This window comes from Stenotrophomonas sp. 22385, from assembly GCF_052045085.1.
In the GTDB taxonomy this organism is placed as follows: domain Bacteria; phylum Pseudomonadota; class Gammaproteobacteria; order Xanthomonadales; family Xanthomonadaceae; genus Stenotrophomonas.
This window is the reverse complement of the sequence record NZ_JBQEOG010000001.1, coordinates 26927-43973: the sequence shown is the minus strand read 5'-3', so window position 1 is coordinate 43973 and position 17047 is coordinate 26927. Positions and strand designations below refer to the sequence as shown.

Annotated in this window: 5 protein-coding genes; 1 reads left to right on the top strand and 4 read right to left on the bottom strand. The window is 68.7% G+C overall.

From position 1 onward, the window contains the following. Positions 1-2 precede the first annotated feature (2 nt). From ACTJI4_RS00105 to ACTJI4_RS00095, 3 genes are all read right to left on the bottom strand, one after another. The gene (locus ACTJI4_RS00105; protein ID WP_440868173.1) at positions 3-3356 is read right to left on the bottom strand and encodes a hypothetical protein; all 3354 of its coding nucleotides are present in this window, start codon (positions 3354-3356) and stop codon (positions 3-5) included. After that, positions 3353-12898 (bottom strand): SdrD B-like domain-containing protein, encoded by a 9546-nt coding sequence (locus ACTJI4_RS00100; RefSeq protein ID WP_440868172.1) that lies wholly within the window; start codon positions 12896-12898, stop codon positions 3353-3355. The genes ACTJI4_RS00105 and ACTJI4_RS00100 overlap by 4 nt, the downstream gene beginning before the upstream one ends. Positions 12899-13104: 206 nt before the next feature. Then, positions 13105-13818 carry a response regulator transcription factor gene (locus ACTJI4_RS00095; protein ID WP_392922106.1) on the bottom strand — a complete coding sequence of 238 codons (714 nt, stop codon included), beginning with the start codon at positions 13816-13818 and terminating at the stop codon, positions 13105-13107. A 147-nt stretch (positions 13819-13965) separates the two neighbouring features. On the opposite strand from ACTJI4_RS00095, the gene ACTJI4_RS00090 reads away from it, so the two are divergent. After that, on the top strand, positions 13966-14733 hold the full coding sequence (locus ACTJI4_RS00090) for a hypothetical protein (RefSeq protein WP_440868171.1): 768 nt from the start codon (positions 13966-13968) through the stop codon (positions 14731-14733). On the opposite strand, the gene ACTJI4_RS00085 is transcribed toward ACTJI4_RS00090, so the two are convergent. Then, complete coding sequence (locus ACTJI4_RS00085) at positions 14685-16832, bottom strand: S46 family peptidase (protein ID WP_440868170.1); 2148 nt, start codon at positions 16830-16832, stop codon at positions 14685-14687. The two genes, ACTJI4_RS00090 and ACTJI4_RS00085, sit on opposite strands and share 49 nt — an antisense overlap. Positions 16833-17047 lie beyond the last annotated feature (215 nt).

Below are 17047 nucleotides of genomic sequence, written 5' to 3'. Positions count from 1 at the left end.
CCTCAGCGTGCCGGGTCGCGGTAGCGGACGGGGTCCGGCCGGAAAAGGTCTTCGTCGAACTTGAAGCGCAGGCGCACGAACACGCCCTGCTGGGTGTACTCATAGCCGTTCAGGTCGCGGTCGCCGGCAAAGCCGGTCCAGTTGTAGCCGGCCGACAGCCACAGGTTCTGCCGCAGCAGGCGGCCGACCTCCATGCCGTAGGCGTACTGGTTGGCGCCGCTCTGGCCGCGGAACGTTGAGCCGAGCACGCCGATGTCCCAGTTTTCGGTGATGTCGTAGACCACGCGCGCCGACAGCAGCGTGGCACGGAAGTCGCTGTTGACCCGGCCACCATCGGCGTAAGCGAACTGGTCCTGCTGCCACTTGCCGGCCACGCGGCCGGTGAACCACCACGGCCGCGACGGATGCCAATCGGCATGGGCAGAGACAATGTGCGCGCGGGTGCGTACATCCTGGCTGCTGCCATCCACCGTGCTGCCATCGACCAGGGTCAGCCCGCTTTCGTCGCGCTCGAGCTTGTACTCATAACGAGCCAGCGCGTTGATCCGGTTGCGGTCGGTATCGCGGTAGGCCACGCCCAGCTGGAAGCGATCCTGCAGCACGTCGCCGCGCGCGTCGTAGCGGGTGCTCAGCAGATAGTTGCGGGCCAGCAACGTCCAGTCGCGGCTGAGCTTGCGGGCCAGCATGAACTGCAGCAGCGTGGTGTTGAACGCCTCGTTGGTGTCGGTGTCCGGCACGTCGTCGGAGATGCGGTGTTCGGCCCGGATCGCACCGCGCCACAGCGGGTTGGCGCCGTAGTCCAGCGCCAGCGCCAGGCCGGTACTGTCACCGGTGCTGCCGTCGATCACCTTCACGTGCTCGGCCGAGCTGGACAGACGCAGGCCCTCGGCGATGTCCCAGTTGTTGCGGATGCCCGAGGCAGCCTGCACATCGCGGCCACTGATCGCATCGCGCAGGCGGTACTCGCTGAAGGTCTGGGTATCGCGCAGGTAGCTGCTGTCGATACCGAACACCAGCGCATCGGCCTCGCGGTCGGTAGTGGTGATGCCGTAGGCGCTGGTCAGGCCGGTCTGCTTTTCGTAGCGGCCATACAGGCGGCTGCGTTCAAACACCTGGTAATCCAGGCCGGCGGCCAGGCGGCGGCGGTCTTCGCCGCTCACGCTGTGCTCGATTTCGACACCACTGCTGAGCGTGTCGCTCAGCCGGTAGCCCATGCCGAAGCGGGCGCTGTCCGACTCCAGCTCGGTGCCCACCGGCAGGTCGCTGGTGATCGGGCTGCCGGTGCTGTTGCCGTTGATCACCATCAACCCGGTCGCCGGATCCAGCGCCTGCTGGCCATAGCCGAGTGCGCCGCCACCGGCACCGGTGGCGAAGCCGCCGGTCAGCCCGCCGGCGTTGCCGAACGGCACCCCCGACGACCACGGCGAGGTCACGCCGATGGTCTCGCGGATGCTGCGCACGCCCAGGTCCACGGTCAGACGCTCCGTGGCGCCAATGCGCACCCCGGCGCCGCCGGCATCGCGCTCGCCACCGTCGGGGTTGCGGTCTTCGCTGCGCAGCCCTTCCACGTAAAGCTCCAGGCGCGGCCCAAGCTGGTAGGCGACGCGGGCGTTGTATTCACCGCGGCCACCGTACAGAGGCGCGGCCGGGTTGTTGAAGGCAGGATCGGTGCGGGCGGCGAACAGGCGCGCTTCCAGGTTTCCGGCCTGGTGCGCGAACTCCACGCGCCAGGCATCGCCTTCCACCTCGCCGGTGACGTCCTTCAGTCCCTGCGAGGTGATCTGGTTGATGCTGTTGGTGTTGACCTCGCTCTGGGTGCGTGCGAACTCGGCCACCAGCAGGGTATTCTCGCCGAAGCGGTAGCTGGCGTTGGCGCTGCCCATGCGGAACTGCGCATACGGGTTGCGGTCATCTACTGCCGCCGCGCCGACTTCCAGCCGGTCGGTCAGCTTGACCTGCGCATCGGCGCCCACCACCCAGAACTTTTCCGTGTCCTGGTCCAGCTCATAGGTGATGCGCAGCGAGACCGGGTTGAGGTCGCTGTCGAACGCTGGCAGGAACTGGTTGAGCAGGATGCGCCCGGAGAAGGGCTCGAAGCTGTAGTCCACCAGCCGCGCCAGCGGCCGCACCGAGACGATGCGGGTGGGCTGGTTGCGGTCACGTGAGATGACTTCCACGCGCTCGCTGCCTTCCAGCACCGCATTGTTGCGCAGCGCATACGGGCCACTGCCCTGGCTGCGGAACTCTTCGATCACCTGGCGCAGGGAGTCTTCGATGGCAAACACATTGCTGCGCACGCGTTCGCTTTCGAAATGCCAGCCCAACCCGGTGGCGGTGCGGTTGTAGGTACCCAGGCTGCGCTGCGGGATGGGACCGCTGCCGCCGAGGCCGGTGGCCGTGGCCAGGCCGTCACCGGTCTGGAAATCGCCGTACAGCAGGTAGCTGCGCTGGTTGTCGATTCGCACGTACAGGCGTTCGGCCGAGCGCGCGTCGAAACCGCGCAGCGACGAGTCGCCGTAGACCGGGTAGAACTCTTCGGGCTGGATGTCGCGCAGCAGGCGGCCACGGGTGTCCTTGTCCGAATCGTAGGCGGCGGTCAGCAGGGCATCGCCCTTGATCCGGCCCTTTACAAAAAACGCGGTGCGCGCGGCAACGTTGGCCTTGCCGTTGTTGAACTGGCGTTCCCAACGGCGGATGTCGCGGTCGAACGCGTCGTTGTGCTCCACCGGCGAGACCAGCCCGCCATTGCCATTACGACGGAAGTTGACCACGCCTTCGATCAGGCCGGTGGCGATCATCTCGCGCATCTCCGGCACGAAGCCGATGCTGCCCTGCGCGGTTTCGGCGCCGGCGGTGATGCGCAACAGGACATCCTGCGGCTCATGCGGGGCGATCAGGTCGAACTCGGCCACGCCATCGACCACCTGCAGCTGCACGCCGGGGGTGACCTTGTCGGCGTCCAGCGCACCCGGACCGAGCTCATCGGTACGCGAGTCCGGCAGACGGATCCGGCCGCCGCTGTTTTCAATCGTCGCGTAGGTGGTACCGGCCACCGCAAGGCCGCTGGGGTCGAGCAGCTGCACGCGCACATGCACCGGGCTCTGGCCATCGGCCGGCACGCCATCGCGGTCCAGTGCGACCACGATGCGGTCCAGGGCGCCGGCGGCGGCACGCACCGCCACCGGCGTGGCGTCCACGCTGGCCGGGCTGCGCGGGTACAGCGTGCTGGCATCCCCCAGCACCGGAGTGAAGCGGCCCGGCGTGCCCACGCTCTGGGCCATCGCCGGCAGGGTCGCCAGCGCACAGGCCAACAGGCTCAGGCGCGGCAGTTGGCGCACTACGGAGGCATGGCTCATGGCTGGCCCTCCGTCACTGCGGCAGCGGGCGGTGTGGCTCTGGGATGCACGATCGGTCTCTGGTTGGCCGTGTCGGTCGCCTGCTGCGGCGCCCGTGCGGGTTTGCTTTCAAAACGCAGCGGTGCCTGGCCGGGTTCGGTCTCCGGCGCCCGCACCTCGCCCTGGGTGCGGCGGGCCTTGACCTGCTCCAGCACCGGGTTTGCACAGCTGCCTTCGATGAAGTCGGCGCGGTGCAGCTCACCGTTCTTGAGATCCAGCAGCAGGCTGTCGGCATCGCCAAGGTTGCGGTTGCTGCTGGTGGTCAGGCGCGCACCGACCGGCAGCGTGCTTGCGTCCACCTTCAGCGTATGGCTCTGCGGCGGCAGGCCGCAGAAGCTGTACTTGCCTTCCGAATCGCTGATCACCCAGGTGCCGTCCGAGAAGTACAGGCGCACGCCCGGGATGCCGAGCTCCTCGCGGTCCTGCAGGTGGTTGTTGTTGCAGTCCATGAACACCTTGCCAAGCACGCAGGCCTGTTCGGTGAACACGCCACCGGTGACGCGCACGCGGTACTCGGCACGGTTGGAGGCCAGCGAACCGGGCAGCGGTGTGATCGCCACCGGATCGATGCAGCCGCCGGTGATGGAGCAGCCATGGGCCTGTGCACGGTTGATGCCATCGCCCTGCTGCGCGCCCACGCCCACGCGGACCCGGTAGGTCAGCACGATCTGGCCGCCGACGTTGATCGGCCCCAGTGCGAAGCCCAGTTGCGGGCCAGGTTTGCCGGCCGGGTCGGCCACTGCGCGGCCGTCGGCACGCGCGGTGCCGTCGATGTAGGTGAAGCCGCGCGGCAGGCGGTCGATCACGTTCAACGCGGCCAGCGCACTGCCGGCGGTCTGGCGCACGGTGATGGTGTACTGCACGGTGTCGCCGATCTCGGCAGTCTGGCGGTCACCGGTCTTGGTGATCGCCAGGCCCGTGGCCACCGCGGTATCCAGCGGCAGGTGGTTGTGCACGATCGCCGCCGTGGCCGAACCGGCGAACAGCGTGAGGTAGTACTGGGTGGCCGTGCCCACCGCGCCGGTCGGCGCCTGGGTGTTGGGCTGCACCACGTGGTTGGCACCGGCGCTGCCGGCCGGCGACAGCGCACCGGCCTGCGGCGGGATCATCGTCGACACGAACGTGTAGCCGCCTGGCGGGGTGACGGTCAGCTGGAATTCGCAGCGGGCCGGGGCGGCCGGGGCGAAGGCGAACTGGTAGAAACCTTCGCTGCCCACCGTCATCGCAATGGTGTTGCCTTCGATGCGGTAACCGCCACCGGCGGCGTTGAGCACGCCGGTACGCGGGTCATACCCGCTGCACATGCCCACCGGCGCCAGGCTCACTACCGAACCCGGTACCGGGTCGCGGGTGGTGGCGTCATACACCACGCCCGACGGGTCCACCGGCAGGCTCTGCTGCGGCAGGTGGTCACCGGCGCGCAGCACCACTTCCAGCTGGCTGGTGCCGTTGTCGGTGGTGCGGCAGGCGCTGACCCCACCGCGCGCGATCGCTGCGTCGGCGTCGCAGGCTTCCTGCACTCCGCCGGCGCTTTCGCGGGTGACCGGGAACGGCCACAGCACGGTCGAGCGCGGGTCGCGGAAGCGGATGTTCCACTTCACGCCCGGCACCACGTCAGCAAAACGGTAGCTGCCATCGGCCGCGGTCACGGTGGTCTTCGCCACCTGGCCGTTGGCCGGGTCCACCAGCTCCACGATCCAGGCCGGGAGGCGACTGTCGCCGCCATCCAGCAGCTGGTCGTCACTGCCCACGTCGAACCAGACGGTGCCGCCGACCGATGCGGCCAGCTGCACGCTGTTGGGCACGCGGCAGGCATTGTGGATGATGCTGTCCACGCATGCCGGCAGGTTGCCCACCTCGCCCTCGAACGCAGCACGTTCGGTCGCGGTCGGCGCGCGGAACGGGTTCTCGCCGCCGCCCTCCACCAGCACGGCATTGTTGACCGTGCCGGCCTCGGCTGCTGCTGCGGCCACGCGCACCGCCACGGCGATGCTGTCCGGCGATACCGCGCCGGCGGCCAGCACCCGCTGGCTGGTGCAGCTGAAACGCACCGCGCCAGGTTCGCCGGAACAGCTCCAGCCGGTCCCCACCGGCAGGCTGTCCAGGCTCAGGCCCGCCGGCAGGCGGTCGTGCACGGTGTACTCGCCTCGGCTCGGCTGCTGGCCGGCGTTGCGTACCTGGATCGTGTAACCGGCCAGGTTGTTGACCGTGAAGCGGGTGCTGGTGGACGCCTTGGTGACCATCAGGTCGGGCGAATCGCCGATCTCACCGAAGTTGTAGTCCAGCGCATCCACGCCCAGCGGCAGCACGATCTGGCTGATCGCCGACGGCACGCTGGCGCGGTCGCTGGCCACGCCGACGACGGCGGCGTTGACGGTGCCGGCGCTGGTGATGCCGTTGAGCGTCTGCGGCGGCTGGGTCGGCTCGGTGACGGTGTAGGTGCCCGGGCGCAGGCCTTCGAAGCGGTAGCGGCCTTCGGCGTCGGTGTTCGACGTGAGCGACACCGGCTGGCCGAGATCATCGGTGCCGGTCAGCACCACGCTGACCCCGGCAATGCCGCCTTCGCCGCTGTCGACGCTGCCGTTGTCGTTGCTGTCGTTGTAGACGCGGCCAGCAATGCTGGCGGTCGGAATCTCGCCGAAGTTGTTGTTCACCGACTGCTGATTCACGCCCAGCACCACCGCGTTGATCTGCGAGGGCGCGGTACCCGGCGCAGCCACGCTGCCGCCGGTGCTGCCGGCCACGGTGCGGCCATCGCGGGTGCCGGTCGGCTGCTCCGGTTCGGTCAGCGCATAGGTGCCCGGCGGCAGCTCAGCGAAGCTGTAGCTGCCGTCGGCATCGGTCACGGTGTCGCGGCTGATCGGGTTGCCGGCCAGGTCGGTGCCGGTCAGCGTGATGCGTACGTTGGCCAGGCCGGTTTCGCCCGGATCCACCACGCCGTCATTGTTGCGGTCGGTCCAGACCTTGCCGCTGATCCCGCTGTTGAGCGGAATCTCGCCGAACAGGTTGTCCACCGAGGCGCTGCCCGGCGCAGTCAGGTCGATGGTGCTGATCCGGCTGGGCACGGTGGTGATCGGTGTGGCAGTGCCACGGGGCGTGCCACCTACGGTGCCGGCAGTGGTGATGCCGTTGCTGGTACCGGCCGGCTGCTGCGGCTCGGTCAGGGTGTAGGTGCCCGGGCGCAGGTTTTCGAACGTGAAGCGGCCATCGGCATCGGTCTGCACGCTGAGGCTGACACTGGCGCCGGTATCGTCGGTGCCGCTGACCAGCACGGTCACCGCCTCGATGCCGGTTTCCGCCGCACCATTGCGCAGGCCGTCGTTGTCGACGTCGAAGAACACCGCGCCGGAAATCGCCACCGGCAGCAGTTCGGCGAAGTTCTGTTCGATCGATGCCTTGCCGGCCGGCAGCACGATCGCGCTGATCGCGCTGGGCACGGTGGCGACCGGGGTGGCCACGCCCGCAGCGGCGCCATCCACCGTGCCGGCACGGGTGATGCCGTTGAGGGTCGGGCCGCCGTTGAAGGTCGGCTGCGCCGCCTGCTCGGCCACCGTGTAGGTCCCCGCCAGCAGATGCTCGAAGCGGTAGCGGCCATCGGCGTCAGTGCCCGCAGCGGCTACCGGGTTGCCCAGGGCATCCACGCTGCCGGCCGGCAGCTGCAGCTGCACGCCGGGCAGCCCGGGTTCGCCGGCGTCCTGCACGCCGTTGTTATTGCGGTCCAGGAACACCGTCCCGGACAGCGACGCAGCGCGTTCGCCGAAGTCGTTGCCACTGGCGCCGGCCGCCGGCAGGTTGTCGAGGGTGATGAGGTTGCCCGGCTGCTCGCGGCCTTCGCCCAGCCCGGTCGGCTGGGTCTCGGTGATGCGGTAGTCCTGGCCTGCGATCGCGCCGGGATAGCTGTACTGGCCATCGGCGTTGGTGACCAGGCTCACGGTGGTGTCATCGGGCGTGCCGAAGAGCCCGTCATTCCCGGCACCCACGATGGTGATGGTCACGCCCGGAATGCCGATGTCGCCGACGTCGTGGTCGCCGTCATCGTTTCGGTCCAGGTATACCGTGCCACTGATCGGTGCATTGGCCAGTTCGCCGAACAGGTAGCCGCTGGCATCCTGGCCGGCGCTGATGGCAATGGCGGAAATCACGTTGGCCACGGTGGTGCTGCCCGGCGTGGTGGCGTTGCCGGCGGTGTGCCTGCCGTCCAGGTAGCCGGCCGGCTGGGTTTCGGTGAGCGTATAGCCGGTGCCCGCCTGCGGCGGCAGCAGGTCGCTGAAACGATAATTGCCGGTGCCATCGGTGGTGGCGGTGAAGGCCACCGGGTTGCCGAGCAAGTCGGTACCGGTCAGCGTCACGGTGACGTTGGCGATCGGATTCTCACCGGGGTCGCGGCTGCCGTTGTTGTTGTTGGCCGCTACGTTGGAGAAGTCTTCATAGACCGCGCCGCTGAGCGAACCGAGCGTCTCGCCGAAGTCGTTTCCGCTCGAGCCGGTAAGCGCGAGCGCAGTGAGCGTGATGACGTTGGCCGCGTTCTCTGCGGCGTTCGCATAGCCCTGCGGCTGCGCTTCGGTAATGCGGTAGTTCTGCCCGACGACCAGGTTGTCGAAGTCGTAGCGGCCCTGCGCATCGGTCTGCACTACCACCGGCGCCAGGTCGTCGGCGTTGCCGAAGATGCCGTCCGCACCCGCACCGGTCAGGGTGACGGTGACGCCCTGCAGGCCGCCGTTGGCCTGCGAGTTGCGGGAGCCGGCATCACCGGCGTCGAAATCGCCGTTGCCGTTGCGGTCCAGGTACACATGCCCGGAGATGGCGGTGATGGCATCCTCGCCGAAGTTGAACGCGGTAGCGTCTTCGCCGCGCGACAGGTCGATGTTGCCGATCCGGTCAGTAGTTGCCGCATCGCCGGCCGCGCCAGTGGCCACGGTGCAGCCCACACAGGCGCCGGTGCCGACCAGGCCCGGGTTGATCGCGCTGGCGCGGTTGCGGTAGCTGCCGGTCGGCAGCACTTCGCGCAGCGTGTAGACCAGCAACGGATCCAGCGCATTGAAACTGTAACTGCCATCGGCGGCGGTGGTGGTGCTGGCCACCACCGTGCCGGCCGCATCGAGCAGCTCCACGGTGGCATTGGCGATCGGCGCATCACCGGCGTTGCGGGTGTTGCTGTAGTTGCTGTCGACGTAGACGAAGCCGGACAGCGCCGGGCGGCGAACTTCCGGGAAGTTGTAGCGCACTGCATCCACGCCTGCGCCGAGTGCGATGGTGGTGTAGACCGAGTTGGCGCTGGGCGCAGGATCCACCACGGCGAAGGTGCCGCCGGCCGAGGGCGCCAGGCCGCCCGTGCCGGGAGGGGCCACCGGGCCGTTGACGTAGGCGGCCGGCTGGACCTGGGTCACGCTGTAGCCGTCCGTGCCGGCGGGCGCGAGGTTGTCGAAACGGTAGGCGCCGTTACTGTCGGTGGTGGTGGTCAGTGCCACCGCGTTGCCGTAGGCATCGGTGCCGGTGAGGCGGATCTCGATACCGGAGATGGCCGGCTCGCCGGGCTGCGGCGTGCCGCCGTCGGCACCGGTGCGGTCACGGTCCTGGAACACAACGCCGGCCAGCGACGAGCGCACCACGGTGTGGGTGCTGGTGCCTTCGTCATTGCCCGGGGTCGGGTCGAGCTGGTCGCTGGTGGCACGCGCGGTGTTGATGCCGGCGCCATTGGCCGGCAGCGTGGTCCAGCGCGCGGGCACCAGCACGCGGGTGCGGCCATCCAGCGCCAGGTCGCCCATCCGGCAGATGAGGTTGCGGCCATTCACCGCGCAGGTGCCGGTGCCGTTGGTGACCACACCGGGATCGGCGGTGGTGCCGGCCTTCTGCCAACTGGTGCCCTCACCGCCGCCGATCACTTCCAGCCCCACCGGAAGCGTATCGGTGACCACCACGCCATCGCCGCGCAGCGGGTTGTCGCCACTGCGGTCGCGCGACAGGCTGTGGCCGGGGCCGTTGTTGACCACGTCCAGCACGTACCAGAACGGCTGGCGCAGGCTGATCGTCGTGGCGGCGGCCGGCAGCGGCTGCGCCGGGTTGGCATTGGGCGCCAGCACCACGCTGGTCTTGGTCGTCGCCAGGTCCGAGCGGGTGCGGATGCTGGTTTCCTGCACGGCGCTGTTGTTGCTGGTGTCGCGCTCGGTTTCAGCCGAACGTGCGGTCACCTCGTTGAGCAGGGTCGCGCCGGTCGCCGGCGGCGCGCTCAGGTACTGGTACACCAGGTACAGGTAACTGGTCTGGTTGGCAGCGATCGCACCCTGTTCGGTGGTGGCTACGCCGACGCTGGGCATGCTGCACGACAGCGTCTGCGCCGCAGTGGTCGGGTTGCTGCTGCCCGGCGCCACGGTGCAGCGCGTACCCGGTGCTTCGATTGCGCCCTGCGGCGTGGTGTTGGTGCCGATGCGGCTGCCGACGAAGGCAACGTTGGCACCGCTGGCCGGGGTGATGGTGTCCTCGATCACGGTGCGGGTGGCCAGCGACGGGCCATCGTTGCGCACGCTCACCTGGTACAGGATGTAGTTGTTGGCTTCCTGGCCCGCGCGCGAATCGAAGCCCAGCGGATCCACCGCGCCTGCAAAGTTCTGGTCGATCTTGTTGACGATCAGGTCCACTTCACCGGCGGTGAAGTCCAGCGCGGCCGCGCGCACGTCATCGTCGGTGCGGCTGTTGTAGTTGTAGCTGCGCCCGTTGCCATCCACGCCGCTGGCGGGGACGGCGGTACCGGTATTGGCCGGGTCGAAGTAGAAGGAGCCGTCGTTGGTGAAGCGGCGGCCGGTGTTGCCGCTGTTGACGTTCGGGCGGATCACCACCGTCATCGTCTGCGTGGAATTGTTGGCCATGTCCAGCGGCGCGCAGGTCAGCCGCAACGTGGCCGGCGTGCCGCCGGTGTTGAACCACGAGGTACCACCCGGCGCGGGCGCCGAGTTGATCGCTGCGTCGTTGGCGGTCACGCTGCACGCGGTGTTGCCGCCGCCGGTGCGCACCGCCGAGACCAGCACGAAGCCGGCGTCGTTGGCCGGCAGGGTGAAGGTGTCGCTGTACACCACGCCCCGGGCCGTGGAGGGGCCACGGTTCTGGTAGGTGATGCGGTAGGTGGTGTTGACGCCGGCGCGCCCGGGGCTGCCCGAGGTGATGTCCTTGGCGGTGGTGGCCATGTTGGCCACCGGATCGATCTGCACCCAGTCCGAGGCCGAGTTGTTGCTGGCGTTGGCTTCGCCGATCGAGCCGCTTACGGTCGGGTCGATGCTCACGCCCGCGGTGTTGCAGAAGCGGCCGGCCTGCAGTGCCACGCCGCCGCAGCTGCCTGCGGCCTGGCTCTGGCTGTCGAACAGGCCGCGGTTGACGGTGAATGCGATGGTCGCAGTGGCGCCGGCGGCCAGCGCGGTGGTGCCGGAGCGGCAGATGTAGCCGCTGCCGACCACGTCGCAGGTCCAGCCAGCGGGCACGGCGTCTTTGGTGACCGTGGTGACGCCGGTGACGAAGCCCGGAATCGGGTCGTTGACCACCACCCCGGTGGTGGTCGCGCCGCCGTTGCTGACCTGCAGCGTGTAAGTCACCCCGGCATCGGTTTCGCGGATCACGTTGTCGGCATCGCCGACGTTGTTGGTGCGCTTGGTGATCGACAGGTCGGAACGCGCGTCCGTGGCACGGCTGCCTGCGCCGGTGCAGTCGTTGGTCGTGTTGGGATCCAGGTCGATGCCACCCGCAGTGGTCGGCTCGGCAGACCCGCCGCTGCCGCCGGTACAGGCGGTGTTGTTGAGCGTGCCCTGCAGGCGCGCCAGCGTGTACAAGGTCAGCGCGGCGGAATTGCCGTTGACCGCGACCGGGTAGCCGCCGCTCTGGGTACAGGTCACCAGCTGGCCAGTGGTGCCGTTCCATGCACGGTCGGCGATGCAGCTGAAACCGCCCACGGTGACCGGCGTGCCCGGCGCATACGGTTGGCCGTTGGCGTCCACCCACTCTTCGCCCACGGCCAGCGCATCGACCAGCTGCAGGTTGCCGGTCACCGTGCGCGGACCCAGGTTCTGCGCGCGCAGCGCGGAGGTCATCACGCTGTCCGTGCGCAGGCCGGTGTTGTTCCAGACCGGCACCAGCGCTGGCGCCTTGGTCTTGGTCATGCGCAGATCGGCGCCGTCGGGGATGACGGTCAGGCCGACGCTGCCGGCATTGTTGGCCGGCACCGGATCGGGCGTGGTGGCAGTAACCTGCGCGGTGTTGCTGACCGTGCCGCTGCTGTTGGTGCCGGTGGTCGGCACCTGCGCGGTGATGGTGATGCTGGCCTGCGCGCCCGGCGCAAAGTTTCCGGCCAGGCTGCAGGTGCGTACGCTGTTGTCGGTATCGCTGCTGCAGGTCCAACCGGCGGGCGCGGTGCCGCCGGTGATGACAAAGCCGGTCGGCAACGGATCGCGCACGACGACGCCGGTGGCCGGGCTGGGGCCATCGTTGCGTACGGTGAGCGTGTAGGTGACCACCGAACCGGCAGCCGCCGGCGCCGGGGATACCGACTTGGACAGCAGCAGGTCCGCGCCGGCTGTCACTGCGGTGGTGACCTGCGCGGCATTGTTGTCCGGCACCGGGTCGGGCACATTGCCGGCGTTGACCACCGCCGAATTGACGATGTTGCCGGTGCCTACATTGACCTTGCCACGGAACGAATAGCTGGTGGTGCCGCCCACCGCGAGCGTGCCGTTGTAAGTTCCGTTCTGCTGGGTGAACGCCCAGTCGGCGCCGGCCGGCGTGCCGACCAGGGTGACGTTGGGCGGCAGCGTGTCGGCCACGCGGAAGCCGGTAGTCACGCTGGGGCCGTTGTTGCGCACAGTCAGGGTGTAGACGATCTCGCCGCCGCCGATCACCGGGTCCGACGTAGCGCTCTTGCTCAGTTCCAGGTCGGCTGCGGCCTGGATGGTGGTGTTCTGGCTGGTGCGGTTGTTGGCAACGTTGGTATCGCTGCCGAAGAACGGGTCGGTGTTCTGCAGCGTGCTGATCGGTGTGGTCGCCGGCGGCAGTGCGCTGGCGAAGCCGATCGCGGCGCGCACGGTGATCGTGGCCGGCTGCGAGGCAAGGGTGGTGACCGGCAGCTTGAACTCATACGGCGCCGTGGTGGCATTCAATGCGGGGTTGGTGCACACCACGCGGGTGGTTCCGGCGGCGCCGGCCGAGCTGCTGCAGCCTGCCGGTGCGGTGTTGCCCAGCGCAGTGCCGGCGGGCAGGTCAAACAGGGTCACGGTGCCGCTGGCGGTATCGTTGGCGCCGTTTTCGACCTTGACGTTGTAGATCACCGTGGTGCCAGCAGGCACCGGGTCATAACCGGTATCGGAGAAGTCGGTGATCTGCAGGTCGATCGCCAGAGCGGTCAACGGCGAGGCCAGCAGCAGGATGGCCAGGACGTGCAGGCAACGCACGCGCCATGAGGGCGCTGCCGCGCGCTCGAACGACGACACCGCCGCGCAGAGAGCTGCGCGATCGCTATGGCTGGACATGTGTTTTCCCCTGTTCCGGTCGTTGCAGCGTTCGCAGGGAACGTCAAACGATGCGTACTTTCCGACGCAACCGGTCCAGACGTTCCCTGTCAGAGCAATCCCGGCGGTGCCGGGCGGGGCGAATTGTGATGTTGGGGTGAAGGCAAGTCAGTGCCGGCGGCTCACGCACGCTCACACTGCCTCACGCCGCCCCGCCGGGCAGCGGATCAGACGGTCAGGAGGTAGCCCTGGCCGCGTAGCGCGCGGATCGGCAACTCCACGCCGGTGGCGCTGCGCACGCGTGTACGCAGGCGGTGCACCAGTACATCCAGGCGGTGCGGGTCGAAATCCCAGGGAGCGTCGGTGATGTTGGCGATCAGCTGCTCGCGGGTGACCGCCGCGCCTGCGGCGTGGAACAGCCGCTGCAGCACACCGCGCTCCATTACCGTAAGCGCCAGCGTCGCGGCGGTCGGTGCATGCAGGGTCCAGTCGTCATCGGCGAGGCGCCAGCGTGGCGGCGGCGCTGTGGCAGCAACTGCCGGACCGGAGGGCAGCAGCGGCAGGCGACGGCGAAGGCTGTGCAGGCCGGCGACCAGCACATCCATGTCCGGGGGTTTGACCAGGTAGAGATCGGCGCCCTGGGTCAGCCCCAGTGCCATGTCGCGCGCATCACTGCGGCCGGTCAGCATGACGATGCCGATCGACTGCGACGCGCGCAGATGGCTGGCCACCGCGTAGCCGTCCTCGCCCGGAAGGCCCACATCGAGTACCACGATGTCGCAGCGGTCGCTCAGCAGCGCGCGGTACAGCGCTTCGGCGCTGCCCAGGCCGCGCACGGTCGCCCCGCGCCAGGCCAGCTCGTCCAGCAGCAGCGCCTGCAGCTCGGCGTCGTCTTCGACCACCCAGACATGCAGTCCTTCCAGTTCCCGTGCTGCCGTCACGCGCCGTCGCATCCCCCCGGTCCAGCCTGCAGTCTAGCCGCGTGGAGCGGGTGAGCCAAATCCGGTGATGCGCGACGTCGTGGATGCCACTTGTCCCGGCCCGACGCCGCAGGCAGCGTGAAAGGCCACCACCTTCATGGATGCCCCATGCCCGAAGCTACCCTGCGCCCGGACCCGCTTACCCCGTTGCTGCGCCAGCGCCTGGAAATCTCGCTGCCACCGACGCAGCGTGCGAGCACGTGCAGTGACGTAAGCATGCTGCTGCGTTCGGTGGAGAACTTCCCGCTACAGACCCATACCGCACCGCCATCGGATCCCGACAGCCGCTGGGCAATGGCGAAGGTGTACCAATGCCTGGTCTCGCCCCGGCCAGGCGCCGCAGCGGGTCCGTTCAGCGCTGAGGAACGGGGCACGTTGCACCTGGTGCATTACCTGCACGAACTGGAATCAGCCCCGTCGCTGGACCCTGCCGCTGATCCCGCCATTCCACGCCCGCAAAGTCATATCCACGCCCACCTGCTGCGCGAGCTGCACCGCGAGTTCCTTCTGTTGCCGTTCCCCGTGCCGCAGGCCTGGCAGGAACTGGCCGTGCTGGCAATCGGCGCCGAAATGGTCGTGCACGGCCTGCAACGTGGCATCCAGCCCACTGAAGTGAGGGTGGTGGGGTTCCAGGAGCTTCCCCCGCAGCCCGCCCAACACGGAGGCGGGCTGCAGTTGCACCTGGCGGCGTGGAACGGCGCCACTCCGCCAGAGCGCCCCGCCGCCACGGCGAATCCAAATGTCTGGGACCCGAACAACCCACTTGGCAACGAGCTGGATCTGCTGCGCGCACCCCTGCAGATGAACTGGATCGGATTGTCTCCGCCTTATTCGGCCGGAACGCCCATCTCCTGCAGCAGCCCCGGCGCGGGATAGACCTTGGCCAGCAGCCAGCGCAGGTAGCGCATGTCCACGTGCACCGCGCGCTTGAAGCGCGGGTCGAACCACCAGCTGGCGCTGACCGATTCCCAGTTGCTGTCGAAGTTCAGCCCAATCAGCTCTCCGCGCGCATTGAGCACCGGCGAGCCGGAGTTGCCGCCGGTGGTGTCCAGGTTGGTCAGGAAATTGACCGTCTGGGTTTTCAGCACGGGATCGGCGGTGCTGCCGAAATCACCCTTGGCGATCGCCGCCAACAGCGGCTTGGGCGCATCGAACGGGTACGCGTTGGTGTTTTTCTCCACGATGCCGGCCACGGTGGTGACCGGGTCGAAACGCACCGCATCGCGCGGCGACAGCGCTTCCACCTTGCCGTAGCTGATGCGCAGGGTCCGGTTGGCATCCGGGTACACCGCGCGGCCCTGCTTGGCACGCCAGGCAAACAGCGCCTGCATGTAGGCCGGGCGCAGGCGCAGCTGTTCGCCTTCGCGTTCCTTGCGCTGGTCTTCCAGGCGCAGCTGCGCGGTCACCAGCGGGCCGGCCAGGTCGATGAGCGGGTCGTGCGCCAGCGGCCTGCCCTCCTTGGCGGCGGCAAAGCGGCTCAGGCGCTCGGCTTCGTCACCCAACCGGGTGCCGCTGTAGAGCGCGTCCAGTGCCTTGGCCAGCGCGGCCGGGGTGCGGCCGAACGCGGCGTCGAACTCGGGCACACGCTGCGCATCGGGCAGCTGCTGGTAGCGGGTCAGCAGGTCGGTCAGCAACGCCTTTTCCACGGACGGCGCATAGCGGCGCTGGACCTGCTTGAGAGTGCCCTCGATCAGCGCCTGGTCGCGCTGCTGGTAGCCGCTCTCACGCTCGGCATCGGGCTTGGCCGATTCGATGCGCAGGCGCTCCAGCAACAGCGCCGAACGCAGCAGCTGGCTCTGCGCGGCGGCCTGTTCCAGAACGAAATCGCGCTCGCCCATCGATGCGCCCTGCGACAGCGAGCCCAGCAGGGCCTGGATGTCCGGCTGCAAGGCCGCATCGGTGGCCTTCAGCATCGCTGCTTCGTCAGTGGCGCGCTGGGTCCTGGCATCGCTGCGCAGCAGGCCTTCCAGCTCACCGGCAGCACGCTTGCGGTTGTTCTTCAGCGACTGCAGCTGCGCGGCGTAACGGGTGCGCGCCTGCGCATCCTTGGCGGCAGCCGCTTCGATGGTGTCGATCATCTGCTGGAACACCGCCACCCGGCGCGGCAGCACCGTCTCGATCTGGCCGGCGAACTCGGCGGCCGTGCGGTGGCGGTAGGTGATGCCCGGGTAACCGGCCAGCATCGCAAAATCACCGGTTTTCGGCCCATCGACCGCCATCTTCAGGTGCGCCGGCGGGTGGTAGGGCACGTTGTCCGGGCTGTAGGCGGCCGGCTTGCCGTCCTTGCCCACGTAGGCGCGCAGCAGGGTGAAATCGCCGGTGTGGCGTGGCCACATGAAGTTGTCGATCTCATCGCCGTAGTTGCCGATCGCACGCGGGGGGGCGTAGACGAGGCGCACGTCGCTCAGCTCCAGCTGGCGGATGCGGTAGAAATCGGTGCCGTAGTACATGTCGGCCACGCTGCAGCGCACGTTGCCTTCCTGCTCGCATTCGGCCACCAGCCGCTTGCTGGCGCGGTCCACCGCATCGAAATACGCGCGGCCGGTCTTGCCGCGCGCATCGCGCAGCACCTCATCGGTGACCCTGTCGAAGCCGGTGGTGACCAGCACGCGGAAATCCGGGTTGGACGGGCGCTCATCGCTGCGGCCCTGGGCGATGAAGCCGCCGTCGATCAGGTTGTGCTCGGCGGTGGTGTTGTACTGGATCACGCCCATGGCCACATGGTGGTTGGTCAGCAGCAGGCCGTCTTCGGAGACGAACGAGCCGGTGCCACCACCCGCACGGACCACGGCACTCAGCGGTGCCGCGGTCACGTTGGCCAGGTCGGCCGGGTTGCCTTTGAAGCCTGCAGCTTTCAGCGGCTTGGCCAGGTCCGGCAGCTGGGTCGGCATCCACATGCCTTCGTCGGCGTGGGCGCCGGCGGCGAGGGTGAGGCCAAGGGCCAGGGCGGCGCTGAGGGGCTTGCGTGCGGGCATGGGTGCATCCAGTACGGCGGAACGAGCGGGCACCTTAGCTACTGGGGGCCGGTGGGGCAACGCCCGATGGTCAGGGGTGGGGCGGGGCCGATCCCCGACTGTGTTCCGGCGGCGTAGGGTCGGTTCCCAAACGACCGCCGACCCTGGTCGCGATCTCTTTGACGCATGGACCAATTGCATGGCTGACGGAGGCGCGATGCCGATTGCTGCAATGC